The sequence below is a fragment of the Streptomyces sp. NPDC052109 genome (genome assembly GCF_040680195.1).
GTDB lineage: Bacteria > Actinomycetota > Actinomycetes > Streptomycetales > Streptomycetaceae > Streptomyces.
Genome location: NZ_JBFAWF010000011.1, coordinates 134,481 through 152,220, shown reverse-complemented (window position 1 = coordinate 152,220; position 17,740 = coordinate 134,481). Strand labels below are relative to the sequence as shown.

Sequence of the window (17,740 nt, the reverse complement as noted above, 5' to 3'; positions counted from 1 at the left end):
CACCAACGGGACGAGGTACCACGTATGCGACTGCGCTGGAGATCCCTCGGCGGGCTCCTCGCCCTCCTCGGCGCACTGATCGTCTCCGCTCCCGCCCCCGCCCAGGCGGCCGGGAGCAGCGGCAACCTGATCGTCAACGGCGATGCGGAGAGCGGCGGTTACTGCACCGGCGACTGGGCCGCCGCCACCACGGTCCCCGGCTGGACCACCGAGGCCGGCGGTCCGAACGTCATGTGCCACTCCGTCGCCTCCTTCGGGCTGCCCAGCGACGGCGGGACCCCGGGCAAGGCCTTCTTCGGGCCCGGAAACTTCGGCGACGGCGCGATGACCCAGACCGTAGACGTCTCCTCCGGCGCATCGGCCATCGACGGCGGCGCAGTGCACTACAACCTCTCCGGCTGGCTCGGCGGCTGGACCACGTACGGCGGCTATGTCGCGGTGAGCCTGCACTTCCACGACGGCGGCGGCCGCCCGATCGGCGCCACCGCCAAGCTGCCCACCGTGTCAGCGAGCGACCGGGGCCTTGCCACCAAGTTCCTCTCGCGCAGCACCACCGGCGCGGTCCCGGCCGGCACCCGCTCCATCCAGGTGGAGGTGCAGTTCCTGTCGACGAGCAGCGAGGCCGGCTACCTCGACAACCTCTCCCTCACCCTGGACACGCCCGTCAGCGCACCCGCCCCGCTCGCCCCGCCGGTCTCCAAGGTCCCCGGCTACGACCACGTGTTCACGGTCATGATGGAGAACACGGACTACTCCGAGGTCATGAACGACCCGGCGGACACTCCGTACATGCACGGCCTCATGAGCCAGGGCGCCACGCTCACCGACTTCCGTGGCGTCTACCACCCCAGCGACGAGAACTACCTCGCCGTCGCCGGCGGTGACACGTACGCCAAGGGCGCCACGTACTTCCCCGACATCAACTCGCCCGAGCGCAACCTGGGTGACACCCTGGAGACGGCCGGCAAGACCTGGAAGGCCTACGAGCAGGGCATGGGTACCCCCTGCAACACCAAGAACGACAACGACAGTTACTACGAGCCCGACGACGCTCCCTTCATCAACTACACCGACATCAGCGGCAACGCCTCCCGCTGCGCGGCCCACCTGTTCGACACCACGCAGCTGACCACCGACCTGAAGTCCGCGGCCACCACCCCGAACTTCTCCTGGATCGCGGCCGACGACTACTACGACGGAGAGGCCTCCGGCAACGGCAACGCCACCAGCCTCAAGACCCAGGACGGCTGGCTGAAGCAGACCCTGGCGCCGGTCCTCGCCTCTCCCGCCTGGACCCAGCAGCGCTCGCTGCTGATCCTGACCTGGGACGAGAGCCAGGGCGAGGCCTACAACCACATCGTCACCACGCTCGTCGGTTCCCAGGGCACCGTTCCGGCCGGCACCAGCAGCCCGCTCCACTACGACCACTACGGCATCGGCCGCACCATCGAAGCCGCCCTCGGCCTGCCCGGCCTCACCGCCAACGACACCTACGCGACCCCGCTCAACGCCGCGTTCGCGCCGTCCACCGCCACCGTCCCGACGCTCACCGGCGATCTGAACGCCGTCGCGAACGGCGGCAACGTCACCCTCCGCTACTCGGTGCCGTCGGCGTCCCAGGTGAACTCCAAGAACTGGATCGGCATCTACCCGGCGGGCGTCACCCCCGGCAAGCAGTCCTCGCTCGCCTGGTCCTACGCTCCGAACGCCAGCGGCGCCCTGACCTTCTCGACCGGCAAACTCAGCGGCGCGGGTACGTACGACGTGTACTACCTCGCCAACGACGGCTACTCGGTCCTGGCCGGACCGTTCGCCCTGACCGTGGGCTGACCGGCCACTACGCAAACGGGCCCACGCGACCTCGGCGCCCGGCGGAGCAGCCCACGGGTCTCAACCCGTGGGCTGCTCCCTTCTCCGCCGGCTCCACGCGGCCGGCGCGTCGGCCCGGTGTCGGTGCGGCCTGGAACGGCGAGTCGGGGTGGCCGTGCGGGGGTACGGCCCGCACCCGGCCGTGCGGGATCGTGCCGCCGCGGTGGACCCCTCGGTCGGAACCGCCACCGGAACGGCCGGTACGGCCGGTACGGCCAACCGATCGTGACCCCAGCCCAGCGGCCCGGCTCCCGGTCGGGATGTCCAGAGAACCAGCCCTGCTCACAGGCGTGTCACGGGGAACGGCGAAGGGGTCAATCCACCGCCGGCCCAGGACCCCCGCCGGGATCCGTGACCAGTCCGGCCCGGTGGGCGAACAGGGCGGCCTGGACCCGGTTTTCGAGCCCCAGCCGGGTGAGGATCCGGTTGACGCGGCTCTTCACGGTCGCGTCGCTGAGCCCGAGGTCCGTCGCGATCCGTGCGTTGGACAGCCCCCGCGCGACCAGTACGAGGACCTGGATCTCGCGCTCGGTGAGCGTCGCGGGCTCCGGTGCCGGGGCCGGCAGGCGCTGACCAACGTGGTCAAGCACGCCAGTCCGGTCGGCGTGCGGGTCGCCGTACGCGGGGACGACGCGTGCCTCACGATCGAGGTCGAGAACGCACCGCCCTAGCGTCCCGAGCATGACGAACACAGCCGTACCCGCACCGCCCCACCCGACGGTGCCGACGCCCGCGCGGCCGCCCCGCGCCCATCGGCACGCCTGGCCCCTGCTGGTGTTCGGCACCGGCGCCATGCTCTTCGCGGTCGGCGGCCGGTGGGACATCGCGGCCGCCGCCTGGATCTTCCCCGTCCTGCTGCTGCGCTTCACCCGGCTCAGCCGCGCCCGGTCCGGCGCGCTCTGGATCTGGCCGGCCCATCTCGGGGCCGCCGTCTTCCGGGCCCAGGAATCGGCGATCGGCTCAACGCCGTGGTGCTCGCCAATGCCCTCGTCCTGGCCGCCCTGCAGACCCTGCCCCCCCCTCGCCGACCGACTGCTGGCGCACCGGCTGCGGCCACGCCGGCCACCCTGGTCTTCCCGGCCGGTGTCGCCGCCGCCGAGTTCCTGATCACGCGGCTGTCCCCGTTCGGTACGGCCTACGGCTCCCTGGCCGTCACCCAGCACGCGGACCTGCCCCTCCTCCAGGTCGTCTCGGTCACCGGCCCCTGGCTCTGTCTGGCCGCTCTGGCGGCGCTCACCGTCACCACCACGGTCCGCCCTCGTCGTCCGCCTGGCGGATGACGAGGAGCCGGGCTCACGCGAGGGCCTGGCGCGCGGTCCGTTCCACCAGCGAGATCCCGTCGCTCATCGAGGCGCTGCCGTTCGACAGGACGGCGATCAGGTAGCGATGTCCCTTCACGGTGATCTGGCCGACGCTGTTGACGTCCCACAGGCCCGAGGTGTTGCGCTGCAGCCAGCCGTTCTTCAGCACCCGCGGCGCGTCCGCCCCGCCGGCCGCCGAGACCCCCCAGGTCTGCTCGGGGATGACCTGGCCCATGAGGGAGCGGATGTAGGACCGGGAGCCGGCGGTCAGCGCGGGGGAGCCGGAGGCCGCGCTCGCGTCACCGTCGAAGACGGCCCGCAGCAGCCGTATCTGGTCGCTCGCCGTCGTCCGTGTCAGCCCCCACTTGACGCCGGGACCGCCCGTCGTCGAGGTCAGTCCGAGCCGCTTGTTGGCCGCCGCCAGCCCGGAGGCCTGGCCGATCTGCCGCCACAGCGCGTCGGCCGCCGTGTTGTCGCTGCGTTCGATCATCGGCTCGGCGTGGCCGCGCTCGTCGGCGGTCAGCTGCCGCCCGGCGTCCTGCGCCTGGAGCAGCAGCGCCGCGAGGATGTCGACCTTGACGATGCTGGCGGTGTCGTACGCGCTGTCCTCCCCCTGCACGACAGGGGTGCGGCCGGCTCCGTCCAGATCGAGCACGGCGGCCGTGGCGTGCGGGGAGGCGGCCGGTGCGGAGGCTGCCGCGGCCGGTGCCGGGTGCAGTGCGCCCAGGGAGACGAGAGCCGCGACGGAGGCCAGGAGAGCGCCGGCCCGCGTGCGTGCGGCGGTGGGGGAGGGGTGAGACGGCATGGGCCCGAACGTAGACAAAACGTGCTTCGAGCGACGTGGCGGCGGTCACGTTCGAGGCTTTTCATGGCGAATTGTGAGAAGAGCCACCGACGCCACCAATGGGATGCATTGCCACACCCGGGTCGGTCATGCGGCGGCGTGTACGCGCGGCCGGATCAGGGGCCTCGCCTATCGTCGGCCAGACACCGACATCCGGAGTGATGATGGAAAAAACGGATGAACTGGTTGGTGTGGCCGAGGGGGTGGCGGTCGCCCGCGTCGGTTCGCCGCCCGTGCGCCGTATCCGGCCGTGGCCGCTCTGCGCCGCTCTCGCGATCGCGGCGGGCGCAGCAGCCGTGTCCCTCGTCGGCGGCGCCCAGTGGCTGGACCGGCCGGCCGTCCAGGCCTGGCGCACGGTGTGCCTCGCCATCACCGTCCAGGCGCTCCCCTTCCTGCTCCTCGGCACCGCCCTGTCCGGCGCCATCAACGCGTTCGTGCCGGCCGAGCTGTTCACCAGGGTGCTGCCCAGGCGGGCCGCCCTCGCCGTGCCGGTCGCGGGGGTCGCGGGCGCGGTGCTGCCGGGCTGCGAGTGCGCCTCCGTCCCGGTCGCCAACAGCCTGATCCGGCGCGGTGTCACCCCCGCCGCCGCCTTCGCCTTCCTGCTCTCGGCGCCGGCCATCAACCCCGTCGTGCTGACCGCCACCGCCGTCGCCTTCCCGGGCAACCCCGCGATGGTCGCCGCCCGGCTGCTGGCCTCCCTCGCCACGGCGTCCGCGATGGGCTGGCTGTGGCTCTGGCTGGGCAAGGAGAAGTGGCTGCGGCCGGCCCTGCGGCACCGGCACACCGGCCACCAGCACGGCCGCAGCCGCCGGCACGAGTTCCGGCTCGGCTTCCAGCACGACTTCCTGCACGCCGGCGGCTTCCTCGTGCTCGGCGCCATGGCCGCCGCCACCTTCAACGTCGCGGTGCCACGCCCCGTCCTCGACACGTTCTCCGGCTCACCCTGGCTCTCGGTGCTCTTCCTGGCCGGGCTCGCCGTGCTGCTGGCGGTCTGCTCGGAGGCCGACGCGTTCGTCGCCGCCTCGCTCGCCGGGTTCTCCCCGACCGCGCGGCTCGCGTTCATGGTGGTCGGCCCGATGGTGGACCTGAAGCTGATCGCCCTTCAGGCGGGCACGTTCGGGCGGGCCTTCGCCTGGCGGTTCTGCACGGCCACCACGGTCGTGGCGGTCGCCGCGAGCGTCCTGATCGGAGGCGCCCTGCTGTGAGACGCCCCGTCCAGATCCTGCTCCTGACCCTGACCGGGACCGGCCTGCTGCACACGGCCCTGTTCACCGACACGTACCTGCGTTACGTCAAGGCCGGTCTGCGACCGCCGCTGATCGTCTCCGGCGTCGTCCTGCTGCTGCTCGGCCTGGCCGCCGCGGCCGTCCGTGGCGAACCGCGGCACGCCGCCCACGACGACCACGAGCACGGTCACGACCACTCCGGCGCCCCGCGCATCGCCTGGCTGCTGTTCCTCCCGGCGACCAGCCTGCTCTTCTACGCTCCGCCCGCCCTGGGCGCGTACACCGCGGCACGCTCGAACACCAAGCCCGTCGCGGTGCAGAAGCGGTTCGCTCCGCTGCCCTCGACCTCACCGCTGCCCCTGACCCTCACCGAGTTCACCGAGCGCGTCCAGCAGGACCCCAGCCGGGCCGTCAAGGACCGGATCGTCCAGCTCACGGGCTTCGTCACCCCGGCCGAGGACCACGTCGGGTGGTACCTGACCCGCATCATCTTCACGTGCTGCGCGGCGGACTCGCAGACCGTGAAGATCCGCGTGTACGGCTCCGCGGCGCCACCCGAGAACACCTGGCTCGCCGTGACCGGCACCTGGCACCCCCGGGGCGCCCTCGGGACGAGAACCGCCCGGGCGGCCCTCGACGTCCGGAACACCCGCCCCATCGCCCAGCCGGTGAACGCCTACACCGACGACCTGCCGCTCACCCCGTCCTAGGCCTTCGTACCCGGCCGACTCCGGCGAGCGGGCGCGGTCCGTCGTTCAGCGCCCGCGGCCCCTCGTCGGCACGGGGGGCGTGTCGGTGAGCAGCACACCCGTGACCAGGGACGGACGGATGCGGACGGCGTGGTCCATGCCCTCCTGCGGCTCGCAGGGCGCGAGCAGCGTCCGCACCCGTGCCAGGTCCGTGGCGTCCGTGACGAGCCGGGCGTAGCCGGTCACCACGACACTCCAGCCGAGGTGGGTGTCCGGGTCGATCGCGTCGGCCTCATAGGCGACCACCACGCCCGTGTCGCCGCCCTGTCGCGTTCGCGTGGTCAGTGCCGTGCCCTCGTGGGTGCGGATGACGATGTCGCCGCCGTCCAGCACGTGGTTGACCGGGCGGACGGTGGGCAGCGCCTGGCGGGTGAAGACGATCCTGCCCAGCGACACGCTGCCCAGCAGTCGCAGTGCCTTGACGGGGTCCAGGTCGATGCGGCGGTGCGCCGGCTCGCCGTTACGGATCATGACTGACTTCTTCGCGGGTCGCGTGGCTCTCTCCTCGCCGGCTCAGGCGCGGCACGCCGCCGTGCGCCCGGAGCGGAGCGACACCGCGGGGGAAGCGGTGCCGCTCCTGAATCCGACTGTCCTCCGTCCAGAGGCGCCCGCACAGTGCCCTTCGGCCCTCCACCCCGGGCCGGACGTCCCGGTTCCGCCGGTCGACCCGGGGCCCGGTGCCAAGTGGTCGTGCTCCGCCACCGCACTCAGACCGCCATCAGCCGGATTGAGGTGCACGATGGTGTGGTGACACTCGACGGCCGGGTCCGGGATACCGCCCCGAGCCCGCACGCCGCCCGCACGGGGCGATCCTGCCCGGCGAGGGTACGTGGAGTGGGTGGGGCGAGGCCGCCGGTGGGCGAGAGGAGGCGGTGACGATGAACCGGACACCTCCCACGACGGTCACCCACGTACGCCTGTGGCGCTGGCGACGCAATCCGCTCAGGCGGCACAGCGACGTCGTCGAGGCCTGGATCGTGCTGGTGACCTGGGCGCTCGCCGTCCTCGGCGGGGCCGTCGCCGGTCTCGCCGCGGCACAGACCGCCGGCTCGGCGTTCTCCGCCCGTCAGGCTCAGGTGCACGCCGTCTCCGCCGTGCTCACCGACGGCGCGGCGGCGACCCCGGCCTCCGGCAGCGGCTACGACGACGGGCGGGTCTGGGCGACGGTGCGCTGGACGGACGCGCACGGCGCCGTGCACACCGACCGGGCGAAGGTCCAGCCGGGCGCTCCCGCCGGATCCCAGGTGACGGTCTGGACCAGTCGCGCGGGCCGCGTCGTCTCCGCGCCCGTCACCGGCGCCGCGGCGGACCTGCAGGCCGCTCTCACCGGAGCCCTGGTCGCCCCGTCGGCCGGTGCGGCGGTCTGGGGCGCGGGATGGGTGGTCCGCACCCGGCTGATCCGGCGGCGCATGGCTGAGTGGGACGAGGAATGGAAGCAGATCGGCCCCCGCTGGGGAAACCTCAGCGGCGGACGAGGCTGAACACACCGCACCGGCACGGCCACAGCCCAACCAGGGCACGCGGGCGGGTAGCCGCTCGCCGCCCGTCACATAAGACGCCGCGCGGCCCGGCGGCCAGGGACGAGGGCGGACGACGACAGGCGCGCGAGCGGAGAAGGCGGGGGGAGGGGGCGAGACAGGAGGGCGGGAAGGGCCATCCACTTCTCGCGGATCCGGATTGCGCGGTGCACGGCTCCCGGCCGCTTCCCCGCGTCTGCTCTCGGTCCTTCCCGCCACTACCAGCACACCACGGAAACCGCCGCCCCACCAGGCCGCGCGGCCATCCGGGGTCGTACTCCGGCCCGGACCAGGCCCACCGGGGACATTGACGGTTCCCCGCGGTGCTGCATGCGAGCGAGCATCCACAACCCCTGGGGCCCTCCGGATGTCCAGTACATGATCAGCCGGCCGGCAGGCCGGCCCATGCGCTGTACCTCGGAGGAGATTCCCATCGTGCGCTCAGCCCTTCGTCCCGCGGCGACCTGCGTGGCCGCCACCGCGATCGGCCTCGGCTTCCCCGTGCTCGTCGCGCCCATGGCGCACGCCGAGGAAGCCACCCCCGATCTGGTGGTCTCGACCCTGCCGACGGCCGCTCCCAAGCCGGGCGAGATGTACGACCAGTCCGTCACCGTCACCAACAAGGGCACGGCGGCCGCTGACGGAGTGGCCTTCCGGATCCGGCTGACCCGTGGCCTCGACTTTCCGGCGCACGTCGACGGGTGCACCTACTCGACCGTCGGCGACCGGATCAGGCAGGCGCTGTGCGAGCTGGACACGGTCGTCCAGCCCGGCGCCTCCCTCACCGTGCCCGTGCGGTTCAAGGCGCTGCCCCAGGCGCTGATGGAGTCCGTCGAGTACGGCACGAGCCCCACCGGCGACGCGCCCGGCGAGGGCTTCGACGACAGCTACCGGCGGCTGACCCTGACCGCGGACAGCACGGCCGACCTCCTGGCGCAGGGCGACCTGACCGAGGGCGCCCCCGGCAGTGAGGTGACCGTCACCGCGACGCTGCGCAACGACGGCCCCGGCTGGATCCAGAACCAGGAGAGCGACGACCAGCCGGCCCTGATGGTACGGATCCCGCAGAGCACCGCCGCCGTCCAAGTACCCAAGGACTGCGAGCCGTTCGGAATCGACGGTCCGACCGGCCCGTCGGAGCCGGGCCACTCCGCCTACGTCTGCGCGCCCGGCGACCACACCATCGAGGTCGGCCAGTCCCTCGACTACACCTTCGTCCTGCGGATCGGCAGCACGGCACAGGACACCCGGGGTGAGGTCACGGCCAGTTCCGTGTACGGCATCCATCCTGCGTTCGACACGAACTTGGCCGACGACACCGCGTACCTGAACGTCGACGTGACCCGTGACGGCGACCCCGGCACGAGCTCCGGCGGCACCACGGACGGCGGGAGCTCCGAGGGCGGCGCCGGTACGGGCGGTCAGGGCGACGATCCGCACGGCCGGTCGACCGGCGGCTCGGGCACCACAGGAACGAACGGTGCCACGGGTACGACCGGCACGGCAGGCACCTCGGGCACGTCCGGCACGACGAGCACCCCGGGCGCGTCAGGCGTCTCCGGCTCGACGTCGGAGGCGTCGGGTGCCGGCGGATCCGCCGGCACCCGTGGCAGCCTCGCCGCCACGGGCGGCAACGGCATGCCGATCCTGGCCGCGGGTGCGGTGGCCGCCACGGCGGTCGGCGGGCTGGTGCTGGCGGCCGTGCGCCGCCGGACCGCCGTGCGGTGAACCGGGCTCCCGCTCAGGCCGCTGCGCGGCACGGCCGCTCATGCCTTGTGCAGCACGACGAGGAGCACCAGCAGCACGGTGGCGCCGGCGGTCGTACCGTGCGCGACCACGGCCCTGACCGGGAAGTGCCGCTCGGCCGTGGCGCCTCCGTGGGAGTGGCGTCCGGAGCTGGGCAGCCAGCGCAGCAGCATCATGAAGCCGAACGCGGCCACGATCAGCGCCACCGCGCACGCGGCCCAGGCCGAACTTCGCACGCCTCCCACGACATAGGCGGTCCAGGCGCCCAGTCCGGCCACGTTGAGGGCCACATGGCCGAGCACGAGCCACAGCGGCAGGCGCGTCACACCGGGCGTGCGCTGCCGCAGCCCGGCGTGCCGGACCCACACCGTGGCGAGGTACGCGCCGAGTCCGGCGGTCAGCAGCCAAGCGCACAGAACGAAGACACTCATACGTCCCGATCCCCCAGTCCTGGTACGGCGGGGCCCAGTTGACGGCGTCGGAGCCGGCCGGCTCAGCACACCCCGCAGAGGGGGAGGAGTCCGGACATCCATCCGTGGGTTCACTCGTAGGGATGAAAGCGGCGTGGTTGCCCCACAGTCTCTCGGAGGGATGCAAGAGCACGCTGGTCAGTCCACCGTCTCCTGCTGCACGCGCCCGACGGCCGGCGCGGCGGCGGACGCCGACGCCTTCAGCGCGGGGATCAGCTCGGCGACCCGTTCGAGCTGGTCGCGCTGAGAGGACAGGTCCAGGGCGCCGAGGCGCACGACGACGTGCCGGGCCCCGGCCGCCGCGAACCGGGCGAGTCGCTCGCCCACCTGCTCGGCGGAGCCGGTGACGACCGCCTGGATCCGCGCCGGCTCCGCCAGAGGCATTCCGTGGACGGCCCGCGCGTACGCGTCCAGGCCGTACCGGCCGCGCTCGACGTCCTCGTCGACCCGCACGGAGACGAACAGCGCCGGCGTGACGTCCTGCGCGCGGCGCCCGGCGGCGACCGCTGCCGAGCGAACGCGCAGCAGGCCCGAGGCGTAGTCGGCCGGGTCGGCGGGTACGGCAACCAGCCGTCGTCCGGCGCCGGTCGTGGACCGGTTCGGGGACCTCGTCGCCGCGAACCAGGCGTTCGAGGCGCTCACCGAGGGCGCGGACCCGGGACTCGTCGGCCCCGGCAGGAACGTCTACCGTCTCGCACCGCATCCACGGGGTCTGGCCCCGCGCATCGGCAATCTCGCCGAATGGGCCCGGCACATTTTGGCCGCCCGCCTCGGCCACCTGCCCGAGCTGCGGGAGGAACTCATCGCCTGTCTCCCGGAGTTCGAGCCGTCCGCCGGGCATCTCGGCTTCGCGGTCCCGCTGACCCTGCGCACCGCCTACGGCGAGCTGCGGCTGATGACGACCGTGACGACCTTCGCCACCGCCGTCGACGTCACCTCGCCGAGCTGAGACTGGAGGCGTTCCTGCCGGCCGACCCCGCGACGCGGCAGGCCTTGTCCCGGACGTCCCGGTCCCCTTGAATGCTCCTACCTCCCACAGGAGAACACCTGTCCCACAACCCAGTGAAGGGGTTCTTCTTGACCGCTCTGCGCGTCACCTCCGTCACCGCCGCGGCGTGCGCCACCGTGCTCGCCGCCGCGCTGCCCTCCTCCGCGATCAACTCCTACAACGCCACGCCCGCACCCGAACGCACCGAGGTCGGGGCGCTCGTGGCCACCTGGGACGACGATGGCGACCCGGCGACCCCGGACCGCGTCGACTGGGTGTGTTCGGGCACGATGATCGACGCGGACACCTTCCTGACCGCGGCGCACTGCACCAGCGACTGGCCGGCCGGCGTCCGGTTCTACGTGTCGCTCGACCAGGACGTCCAGGCCGGACTCGACGCCGCCGCGCGGAAGTTCCCGGGCGACCCGGCCGCCGAGGCGAACGCCGTCGCCGTCGAAGGCACCGCGCACACCCACCCCGACTATCCGGGCCCCGCCGCCGACCCGCACGACATCGCGGTCGTCGAACTGCCCGCCGCGAAGGTCGCCGCCCGCTGGTCCTTCACTCCGGCCACCCTGCCGACCGAGAACGAACTGGACGCACTCGCTCCGCAGGGCCTGAACTCCACCGACTGGTTCGTCGCCGGGTACGGCACCCAGGAGGCCGCCAACGGCCCCGGCGGCCAGACCCACCCGGGCGGAGGGGTGCGCATGAAGGCACCCGTGACCTTCAACGCGCTCAACAAGGCCTGGGTGCGCCTCGGCATGACGGCTCCCCAGGGCAACGGCGGCGCCTGCTACGGCGACTCCGGCGGTCCCGACTTCGCGGTCCTCGACGGCAGGAACGTCCTCGCCGCCACCACCATCACCGGCGACACGCCCTGCTACGCGACGAACGTCGCCTACCGTCTCGACACCCCCGGCGCCCGGGCCTTCCTCGCACCGTTCGTGAAACTGCCGTAAGGCTCGACGGCCCGCCCGCGCGAGCCGTCGACCGACGAGGGGCGGGCGCCGGAACCCGTGGCACGACGGCGCCGGCGGTCCGGGGGAGCCCACGGCCGACGGCACGCTCCGGCGCCCGCCCCCCCGCCGGCAGCCGCACGCCCGTAGGGCGAACAGGGCGATGGGGACCCGGACTTCCCGGCAAGGTACGACCTGCCCGCACTGCTGGAACCGGACCACCGCAGCGCCGGAAAGGCCGGCCCGGTCGCCCGGAACATCAGGTCGGACTCCAGCACACCAAGGCCCGGGGGACCCGTGAGCGGCCTGTCGGCAGGGCCGTCCGAGTCCGGGCCGTCCACTTCTGGATCGCATGCCCCGAGGGGCGGTGGAGCGGGGTCAGTCGCGGGAGTTGCCGAACAGGACGCGGTAGCCGATGAGCAGCACCAGGGAGCCGGCGATCGCCGCGCCCCACGTGTAGAGGTCGAAGAAGTGCTTCTCCACCGGGCGGTCGAGGAAGCGGGCGGAGAGCCAGCCGCCGACGAAGGCGCCCGCGATGCCGATGAGGGTGGTGCCGATCAGGCCGCCCGGGTCGCGGCCGGGCAGCAGCACCTTGGCGATGGCTCCGGCGAGCAGGCCGAGGATGATCCAGCCGATGATGCCCACGGTGTTGTCCTCCAGTCGGGTCGGGATCCGCGTGCGTCGGCCCCGAACATGTGGTTTGCCTGTTTGCGCAAGCCTAGGGGGCGGTAGAGACGGCCTGGCAAGGGGCGTTGGCCTCTGGAGGCGACCCGTCGAGGTTCTGCTACATGATGAGGACATTGCGCAACCGGGGAACCAAGAGGGATCCGGAGACGTTGATCAAGATGGACGCGGAAAGTGTGAGCGGCTGCGGAGGACGTGGATGAGTGTGTCCCTGACCAAGGGCGGCAATGTGTCGCTGAGCAAGCAGGCCCCCGGTCTGACTGCTGTGACGGTCGGGCTGGGCTGGCAGGCGAACGGCGGAGACGACCTGGACGCCGGCGCGTTGGTGTGCGACCTGTCGGGCAAGGTGCTGTCCGAGGAGCACTTCGTCTTCTTCGACAACCTGAGCAGCCCCGAGGGATCGGTCAGCCACTGCGGCGGCGGTCCGGTCGACGGCGACGCCCAGCGGATCCGGATCGACCTGACCAGAGTCCCGGACCGGGCGGAGAAGATCGTCTTCACGGTGTCCCTCGACGGGGGCGCGAGCCGTGGACAGACCTTCGGCCAGGTGCAGCGGGCGCACATCCGCGTGCTCGACCAGGACGACGGCACCGAACTGGCTCGCTACGACCTCGCGGGCGGCAGTCTGTCGGCCGAGACTGCGCTGGTCTTCGGCGAGCTGTACCGGCACGGGGCCGACTGGAAGTTCCGTGCGGTCGGCCAGGGTTATGCCTCGGGACTCGCCGGCATCGCCGCCGACTACGGCGTCTCCGTGCTGAAGGAGACCTCTGGGGGCCGGACGCCGGACCCGGCCGCGACCCCGCTCACCGCACCGCGGACGCATCCGGACGCGCAGGTGCCACCCGTCCCGCTCGAGCCGCCGGTCGCCGCCCCGCCGGCCCCGGCATTCACCACATCCCCGCAACCTACCGGGAGTTCCACCGTGACCTGCTTCTTCGACCCCAACCACGGCCCGGGCACAGCGACCGTGACCTGGTCCCCGCAGTGGGGCGTGCCCCGGCCCGTCCAGACCTGCGGCGCGTGTGCGCAGCGGGTGCAGACCACGGCACCGCCCTTCTACACCCCGCCCCAGCAGGGCTATCCGCAGCCCGTGCCGCAGGGCTATCCGCAGCAGGGTTATCCGCAGCAGGGCTACCCCCAGCAGGGGTACGGCCAGCCGTACGTGGACCACGACCACCACCAGCAGGGCGGCGGGCGTCGCTTCGGCGCGGGTGCGCTCATCGGTGCCGGTGCGGCCGGCCTCATCGGCGGCGCGCTGCTCAACGAGGCGTTCGACGACGACGAGCCGGACGTCGAGATCAACAACTTCTACGAGGACTGAGCCTCCCGTACGAGGACGGACCTCCCCGGCCGCCGCGCAAGCCCGCGCCGGTCCCGGCGACGGCGGCACCGGCTGCTCCGGAAGGCGCCCGGCCGCCGGAGCCGGACGCCTACACTGGGTGGGCGCATGTGCGTCTGCTGTGACGGGGCGGGGAGGGAAGGGAACTGTGACGGAGCGCACCGCCGGCTTCGGGGATCCGCCCGCCGAGGTGCTGGCCGAGGCCGCCGCGGCGTTCGGTCTGCTCGCCTCCTCCGCCCGGTTGCACCTGATGTGGGCCCTGTCGCAGGGCGAGAGCGATGTCACGCACCTCGCCGGCCGGGTGGGCGGCGCGCTTCCGGCGGTCAGTCAGCACCTGGCGAAGCTGAAGCTCGCCGGTCTGGTCCGCTCCCGTCGCGAGGGTCGACGCCAGGTGTACTTCATCGACGATCCCGACGTCGTGACGCTGGTGCGGGTGATGGTGGGTCAGCTGACCGCACGCTCGCAGCATGGCTCCGTCCCCGCTCAGCGCCGGCGGCGGACCGGTGTCTGAGAGCGGCTCCCGGTCATTTCCATATGGCGCTCTTATATAAGGCGCGTAGACTCCGGCTCCCGTACGGCCTCGGTCCGCACGGCGGTTCCATGAGATGCCTCACCTGTGAATCCTGTGTGTATCTGTGCTGTTCGGGCCACAGATTTGTTAGATTGCGCAACTACGCAAGCAAGGGTGGAGCGGCGCGCTTCGCCCGCCCGTACATCGCCGCGCGGGCCGTGCCGTACACCCCGCGGCCCGGCCCGTCGGGCCCGACCGTTCGTGGGAGTGGGAGATGAGCGACCCGTGGGACGGGCCCGCCGGCCAGGCCACGCGCAGCCGTAGCGCGCGGGTGCCCGGACAGCGGTCGGCCGAGCCCGACGGGGCGCGGCCGCCGGGCGGGCGGGCGGCGGCCCGGGCGGCGGCCCGCTCGCGTGGCGGCAGGAGGGGGCGCCGGGCCCGTCCGGTGGGCCGGGGCAGGAAGCTCCTGAAGATCCTCGGCGTGGGCCTGTCGGTCGTCATCGTGGTCACGGCCGGTGCGGGCTGGTGGTTCTACGAGCACCTGAACGGCAACATCCACAGCGTCGCGCTCGACGGCAAGGGCGGCACCGAGAAGGCCGACGCGTTCGGCCGCACCCCGATCAACATCCTGGTCATGGGCTCGGACGGCCGCACCAGCCAGGCCGACTGCAAGCTCGGCGGCGGCTGCTCGAAGACCGGGGTGCAGACCGGCAGCAACGCGGACGTGGAGATGGTGGTGCACATATCCGCCGACCGCTCCAACGCGACGGTGATGAGCATCCCGCGCGACACCATGACCCAGGTCCCGGCCTGCAAGGACAGTGAGACGGGCCAGTCCACGTCCGGCTACTACGGCCAGATCAACAGCGCCCTGCAGTACGGCCCCACCTGCCAGGTGGCCACCGTGCACGAGCTCACCGGCATCCCGATCGACCACTTCGTCAAGCTCGACTTCTCCGGCGTCGTGAAGATGTCGGACGCGATCGGCGGTGTATCCGTCTGTGTCAGCGACGACGTGTACGACACCTACTCACACCTGAAGCTGTCCAAGGGCACCCACACCCTCAAGGGCGACGCGGCTCTGGAGTTCGTCCGCTCCCGGCACGGTTTCGGCGACGGCAGCGACCTCGGCCGTACGATCTCGCAGCACATCTTCCTCAGCGCGATGATCCGCAAGTTCAAGAGCGCGGGCACGCTCACCGACCCCACGGCGGTCTACGGCCTCGCGGACGCCGCCACCAAGGCGCTGACCGTGGACGACGGCCTGGGCAGTGTGAATAAGCTGATCTCGCTGGCGTCGGACGTGAACAAGGTGCCGACCAAGCGGATGACGTTCACGACGATGCAGACGGCCCCCGACCCGAACAACAAGGAGCGGGTGGTCGTGGGCCAGGGCGCCAAGTCGCTGTTCGCCACCATCGCCAACGACCAGTCGCTGACCACCGGCTCAGGCAAGAAGTCCGCGGCGGTCTCGGCCACCGCCAAGGCGACCGCTTCGGCCGTCCCCGCGTCGCAGATCGCCGTCACCGTCGAGAACGGCACCACGGTCGCCGGCCGTGCCTCGGCCATCGCCACGACCCTGACCGACCAGGGCTTCAGCTCCGCCACCACCACGGCCAACGCGCCGAGCCCGGCGACGACGAGCACCCTCACCTACGGCTCGGACCAGCAGGCGGAGGCCAAGACGGTCGCCAAGGCGCTCGGACTGCCCACCTCGCACCTCAAGCAGGGCACCGGCACCGGCCTGACCCTGGTGATCGGCAGCGACTGGCCCGGCGGCACCAGCTACCCGGGCGGCAGCTCCGCACCGGCGCCCGTCGACACCCAGGCCGCCGTCGGCGGAGCCCACGCCTCCACCGCCGACCAGGCGAAGACCTGTGCCAAGGTCAGCCCCTACAAGACGGTCAACCTCAACGGTGTCGCGATGACACCGTCCCAGGCGTACGCGGCGGCGCGGGGCAAGCCCGACTCGGACGCCTGACCGGCGGCGAGGGGCACTCGCCAGTTGTACGGTTGCGCAGGACCAGGACGGCCGAGTAACCAGCGGTACGCCGGTCAGGGGCTGGCGATGTCGTAGCCGTACCGCAGGGGCTCGGTCGTGACGGCGTAGTCGCGTCGGTACAGATACACCACCTCCGCGCGTACGCCGCCGGGCGGTGCGGCCTCGACCTGGCAGGGGTACGTGACCTGTATCACGCGTGGCCGGTCGGAGACCTTCATTCGCAGTCCGTCCGCCGGCCCGCCGTCGAGCACAGCGGTCTCCCAACCCGTCGCTTCGGTACTCTCCACGGCCGAGAGTTTAAGGGTTGCGCAAGTCTCGAGCTCGTGAGCCGGATCACTGGGGCGCCCGGCGTCACCTCGGTTCCCTCTTGATGTACCTGCGTTCCGCGGCGCTCGTCACCGACTCAGGGCCGAACAGGCGGCCTACCGCCGCGACGACCTGCGCACGGCTCGGGGTCCGCGCGGCGGAGCTCAGCCCATTGACGACCACGACTACGCCTCGACGGCACCGTACCGCCGCAGGGCGTGGGGAACGTTCCCTCCCCACCCGGTGCGGGCAAGGGCGCGCGCCCGGCTACTCGGGCCGCTGGGAGGCCGCCGCTTCGGGGCGCAGGTCGGCCAGGGTCAGCGGGTGGGCCGGCGGATCGGGCAGGGCGACACGGGAGGTCACCCGCAGGTCGGGGCCGACGTGGAGCAGCTCGCCGGGCGCCATGAGCTGCCAGTGCGGGCTCTCGTCCATGCGCTCGCTGGCCACGACGACGGACGGACGATCGCCCAGATGCGCCGAGCGCACCCTCAGGTGACCGTACCGGCCGGTGTGGTCGAGGTGCCGCGAACCGTGACGGCCGCCTGCCGGGCGCCGCAGGACGTACAGCTCGTGGGTACCGGGATAGCGCAGGGCCCACAGCTCCTGGGCGGTGACTAGGACGACGTTGAGGGCGTACAGGGGCAGATTCGCGGCGACCCAGCGCGCCGCGGACACCAGGCCGGCGCTCACGTCTCCGCCGTGCGCCGCGGTCTCCCGCGTGACCAGAGCGAAGAAGCGCTCGGAGTCCGTGTCGCCGTGCACCAGCGAACGGTCCTCGCCCAGGTGGCCGTCGAGCCTGTCCAGCCCCTCGATCACGCCGTTGTGCGCGAACAGCCTCCCCTCCTGCTCGAACGGGTGTGTGTTGCGCACGTCCAGCCCACCGGTCGAGGCGTACCGGATGTGCGCGAGGAAGGTGGCCGACTCGACGTCCCGGGCCTCTCGGGCGAAGAGGCGGTCCTCGTAGGCCGCGATCGGTGCCTTGTGCACCTCCGGCGTGCCGGCCGCGTCGAAGTACCCGAGCCCGGTGCCGTCGGGTTCGCGGTGGCTCTGCGCACTGAGGCTGTCGGGGGCGTCCAGCAGCCAGAACGTGGCGTGCGTGCGGAGCGGGGAGCTGATCAGCCCGAACAGTCGGCACACGGCGTTCTCCTCGTCACCCGTCTTCCGTCGAGCTCCGTCGTCCGGCGCCCCGTCCGGACGACCATGGTCCCGCGCGCCGGGCGCCGGCGCAC

18 protein-coding genes and 1 pseudogene are annotated in these 17,740 nt (G+C 72.4%); 11 read left to right on the top strand and 8 right to left on the bottom strand.

Annotation, left to right across the window (positions count from 1 at the left end; genetic code table 11):
• Positions 1–24 precede the first annotated feature (24 nt).
• Complete coding sequence (locus tag AB0L59_RS23050; RefSeq protein WP_365586615.1) at positions 25–1,830, top strand: alkaline phosphatase family protein; 1,806 nt, start codon at positions 25–27, stop codon at positions 1,828–1,830.
• A 353-nt stretch (positions 1,831–2,183) separates the two neighbouring features.
• Here AB0L59_RS23050 and AB0L59_RS23045 read toward each other — a convergent pair whose 3' ends face one another.
• A complete protein-coding gene (locus AB0L59_RS23045; RefSeq protein WP_365586612.1) occupies positions 2,184–2,738 on the bottom strand; it encodes a response regulator transcription factor in 555 nt (184 codons plus the stop codon).
• A gap of 99 nt (positions 2,739–2,837) precedes the next feature.
• Between AB0L59_RS23045 and AB0L59_RS23040 the strand changes: the two genes are divergently transcribed.
• Positions 2,838–3,149, top strand: coding sequence for a hypothetical protein (locus AB0L59_RS23040; protein ID WP_365586610.1), 312 nt, complete (start codon positions 2,838–2,840; stop codon positions 3,147–3,149).
• Between the two features lie 13 nt (positions 3,150–3,162).
• Here the strand turns inward: AB0L59_RS23040 and AB0L59_RS23035 are convergent, their stop codons facing one another.
• Complete coding sequence (locus AB0L59_RS23035; protein ID WP_365586607.1) at positions 3,163–3,975, bottom strand: serine hydrolase; 813 nt, start codon at positions 3,973–3,975, stop codon at positions 3,163–3,165.
• Between the two features lie 203 nt (positions 3,976–4,178).
• Here AB0L59_RS23035 and AB0L59_RS23030 point away from each other — a divergent pair, with 203 nt between their 5' ends.
• Together AB0L59_RS23030 and AB0L59_RS23025 are read left to right on the top strand one after the other, a co-directional pair.
• Positions 4,179–5,219 carry a permease gene (locus tag AB0L59_RS23030; RefSeq protein WP_365586604.1) on the top strand — a complete coding sequence of 347 codons (1,041 nt, stop codon included), beginning with the start codon at positions 4,179–4,181 and terminating at the stop codon, positions 5,217–5,219.
• Complete coding sequence (locus AB0L59_RS23025) at positions 5,216–5,950, top strand: TIGR03943 family protein (protein WP_365586602.1); 735 nt, start codon at positions 5,216–5,218, stop codon at positions 5,948–5,950. Before AB0L59_RS23030 ends, AB0L59_RS23025 begins: the two co-directional genes overlap by 4 nt.
• A 45-nt stretch (positions 5,951–5,995) precedes the next feature.
• On the opposite strand, the gene AB0L59_RS23020 is transcribed toward AB0L59_RS23025, so the two are convergent.
• Positions 5,996–6,460 carry a pyridoxamine 5'-phosphate oxidase family protein gene (locus AB0L59_RS23020; RefSeq protein WP_365586599.1) on the bottom strand — a complete coding sequence of 155 codons (465 nt, stop codon included), beginning with the start codon at positions 6,458–6,460 and terminating at the stop codon, positions 5,996–5,998.
• A gap of 407 nt (positions 6,461–6,867) precedes the next feature.
• On the opposite strand from AB0L59_RS23020, the gene AB0L59_RS23015 reads away from it, so the two are divergent.
• A complete protein-coding gene (locus AB0L59_RS23015) occupies positions 6,868–7,470 on the top strand; it encodes a hypothetical protein (RefSeq protein ID WP_365586597.1) in 603 nt (200 codons plus the stop codon).
• Positions 7,471–7,941: 471 nt separating this feature from the next.
• On the top strand, positions 7,942–9,234 hold the full coding sequence (locus AB0L59_RS23010) for a hypothetical protein (protein WP_365586596.1): 1,293 nt from the start codon (positions 7,942–7,944) through the stop codon (positions 9,232–9,234).
• Positions 9,235–9,272: 38 nt separating this feature from the next.
• Here the strand turns inward: AB0L59_RS23010 and AB0L59_RS23005 are convergent, their stop codons facing one another.
• Both AB0L59_RS23005 and AB0L59_RS23000 read right to left on the bottom strand, forming a co-directional pair.
• Positions 9,273–9,683: a hypothetical protein gene (locus tag AB0L59_RS23005; protein ID WP_365586595.1), complete on the bottom strand. Its 411-nt coding sequence runs from the start codon at positions 9,681–9,683 to the stop codon at positions 9,273–9,275.
• Between the two features lie 177 nt (positions 9,684–9,860).
• Entirely contained in the window at positions 9,861–10,364 is a 504-nt protein-coding gene (locus AB0L59_RS23000; protein WP_365586592.1) for a hypothetical protein, read from the bottom strand.
• Between AB0L59_RS23000 and AB0L59_RS22995 the strand changes: the two are divergent.
• Positions 10,300–10,742 (top strand): annotated as a pseudogene (locus AB0L59_RS22995) (transcriptional regulator); the annotation flags it as partial. The gene AB0L59_RS23000 and the pseudogene AB0L59_RS22995 sit on opposite strands and share 65 nt — an antisense overlap.
• A 57-nt stretch (positions 10,743–10,799) precedes the next feature.
• Complete coding sequence (locus tag AB0L59_RS22990) at positions 10,800–11,672, top strand: trypsin-like serine protease (protein WP_365586591.1); 873 nt, start codon at positions 10,800–10,802, stop codon at positions 11,670–11,672.
• Positions 11,673–12,047: 375 nt separating this feature from the next.
• On the opposite strand, the gene AB0L59_RS22985 is transcribed toward AB0L59_RS22990, so the two are convergent.
• Positions 12,048–12,314: a GlsB/YeaQ/YmgE family stress response membrane protein gene (locus tag AB0L59_RS22985; RefSeq protein ID WP_365586588.1), complete on the bottom strand. Its 267-nt coding sequence runs from the start codon at positions 12,312–12,314 to the stop codon at positions 12,048–12,050.
• 238 nt (positions 12,315–12,552) lie between these two features.
• On the opposite strand from AB0L59_RS22985, the gene AB0L59_RS22980 reads away from it, so the two are divergent.
• The 3 genes from AB0L59_RS22980 to AB0L59_RS22970 all read left to right on the top strand — a co-directional run bounded on the left by AB0L59_RS22980 (position 12,553) and on the right by AB0L59_RS22970 (position 16,184).
• Positions 12,553–13,674: a TerD family protein gene (locus AB0L59_RS22980; RefSeq protein ID WP_365586585.1), complete on the top strand. Its 1,122-nt coding sequence runs from the start codon at positions 12,553–12,555 to the stop codon at positions 13,672–13,674.
• 166 nt (positions 13,675–13,840) lie between these two features.
• Entirely contained in the window at positions 13,841–14,203 is a 363-nt protein-coding gene (locus AB0L59_RS22975) for a metalloregulator ArsR/SmtB family transcription factor (protein WP_365586583.1), read from the top strand.
• Positions 14,204–14,477: 274 nt separating this feature from the next.
• Positions 14,478–16,184: an LCP family protein gene (locus AB0L59_RS22970; RefSeq protein ID WP_365586581.1), complete on the top strand. Its 1,707-nt coding sequence runs from the start codon at positions 14,478–14,480 to the stop codon at positions 16,182–16,184.
• 74 nt (positions 16,185–16,258) lie between these two features.
• On the opposite strand, the gene AB0L59_RS22965 is transcribed toward AB0L59_RS22970, so the two are convergent.
• Both AB0L59_RS22965 and AB0L59_RS22960 read right to left on the bottom strand, forming a co-directional pair.
• Positions 16,259–16,492 carry a hypothetical protein gene (locus AB0L59_RS22965; protein WP_365586580.1) on the bottom strand — a complete coding sequence of 78 codons (234 nt, stop codon included), beginning with the start codon at positions 16,490–16,492 and terminating at the stop codon, positions 16,259–16,261.
• A 286-nt stretch (positions 16,493–16,778) separates the two neighbouring features.
• Entirely contained in the window at positions 16,779–17,648 is an 870-nt protein-coding gene (locus AB0L59_RS22960; protein ID WP_365586578.1) for a class II glutamine amidotransferase, read from the bottom strand.
• Between the last annotated feature and the right edge of the window lie 92 nt (positions 17,649–17,740).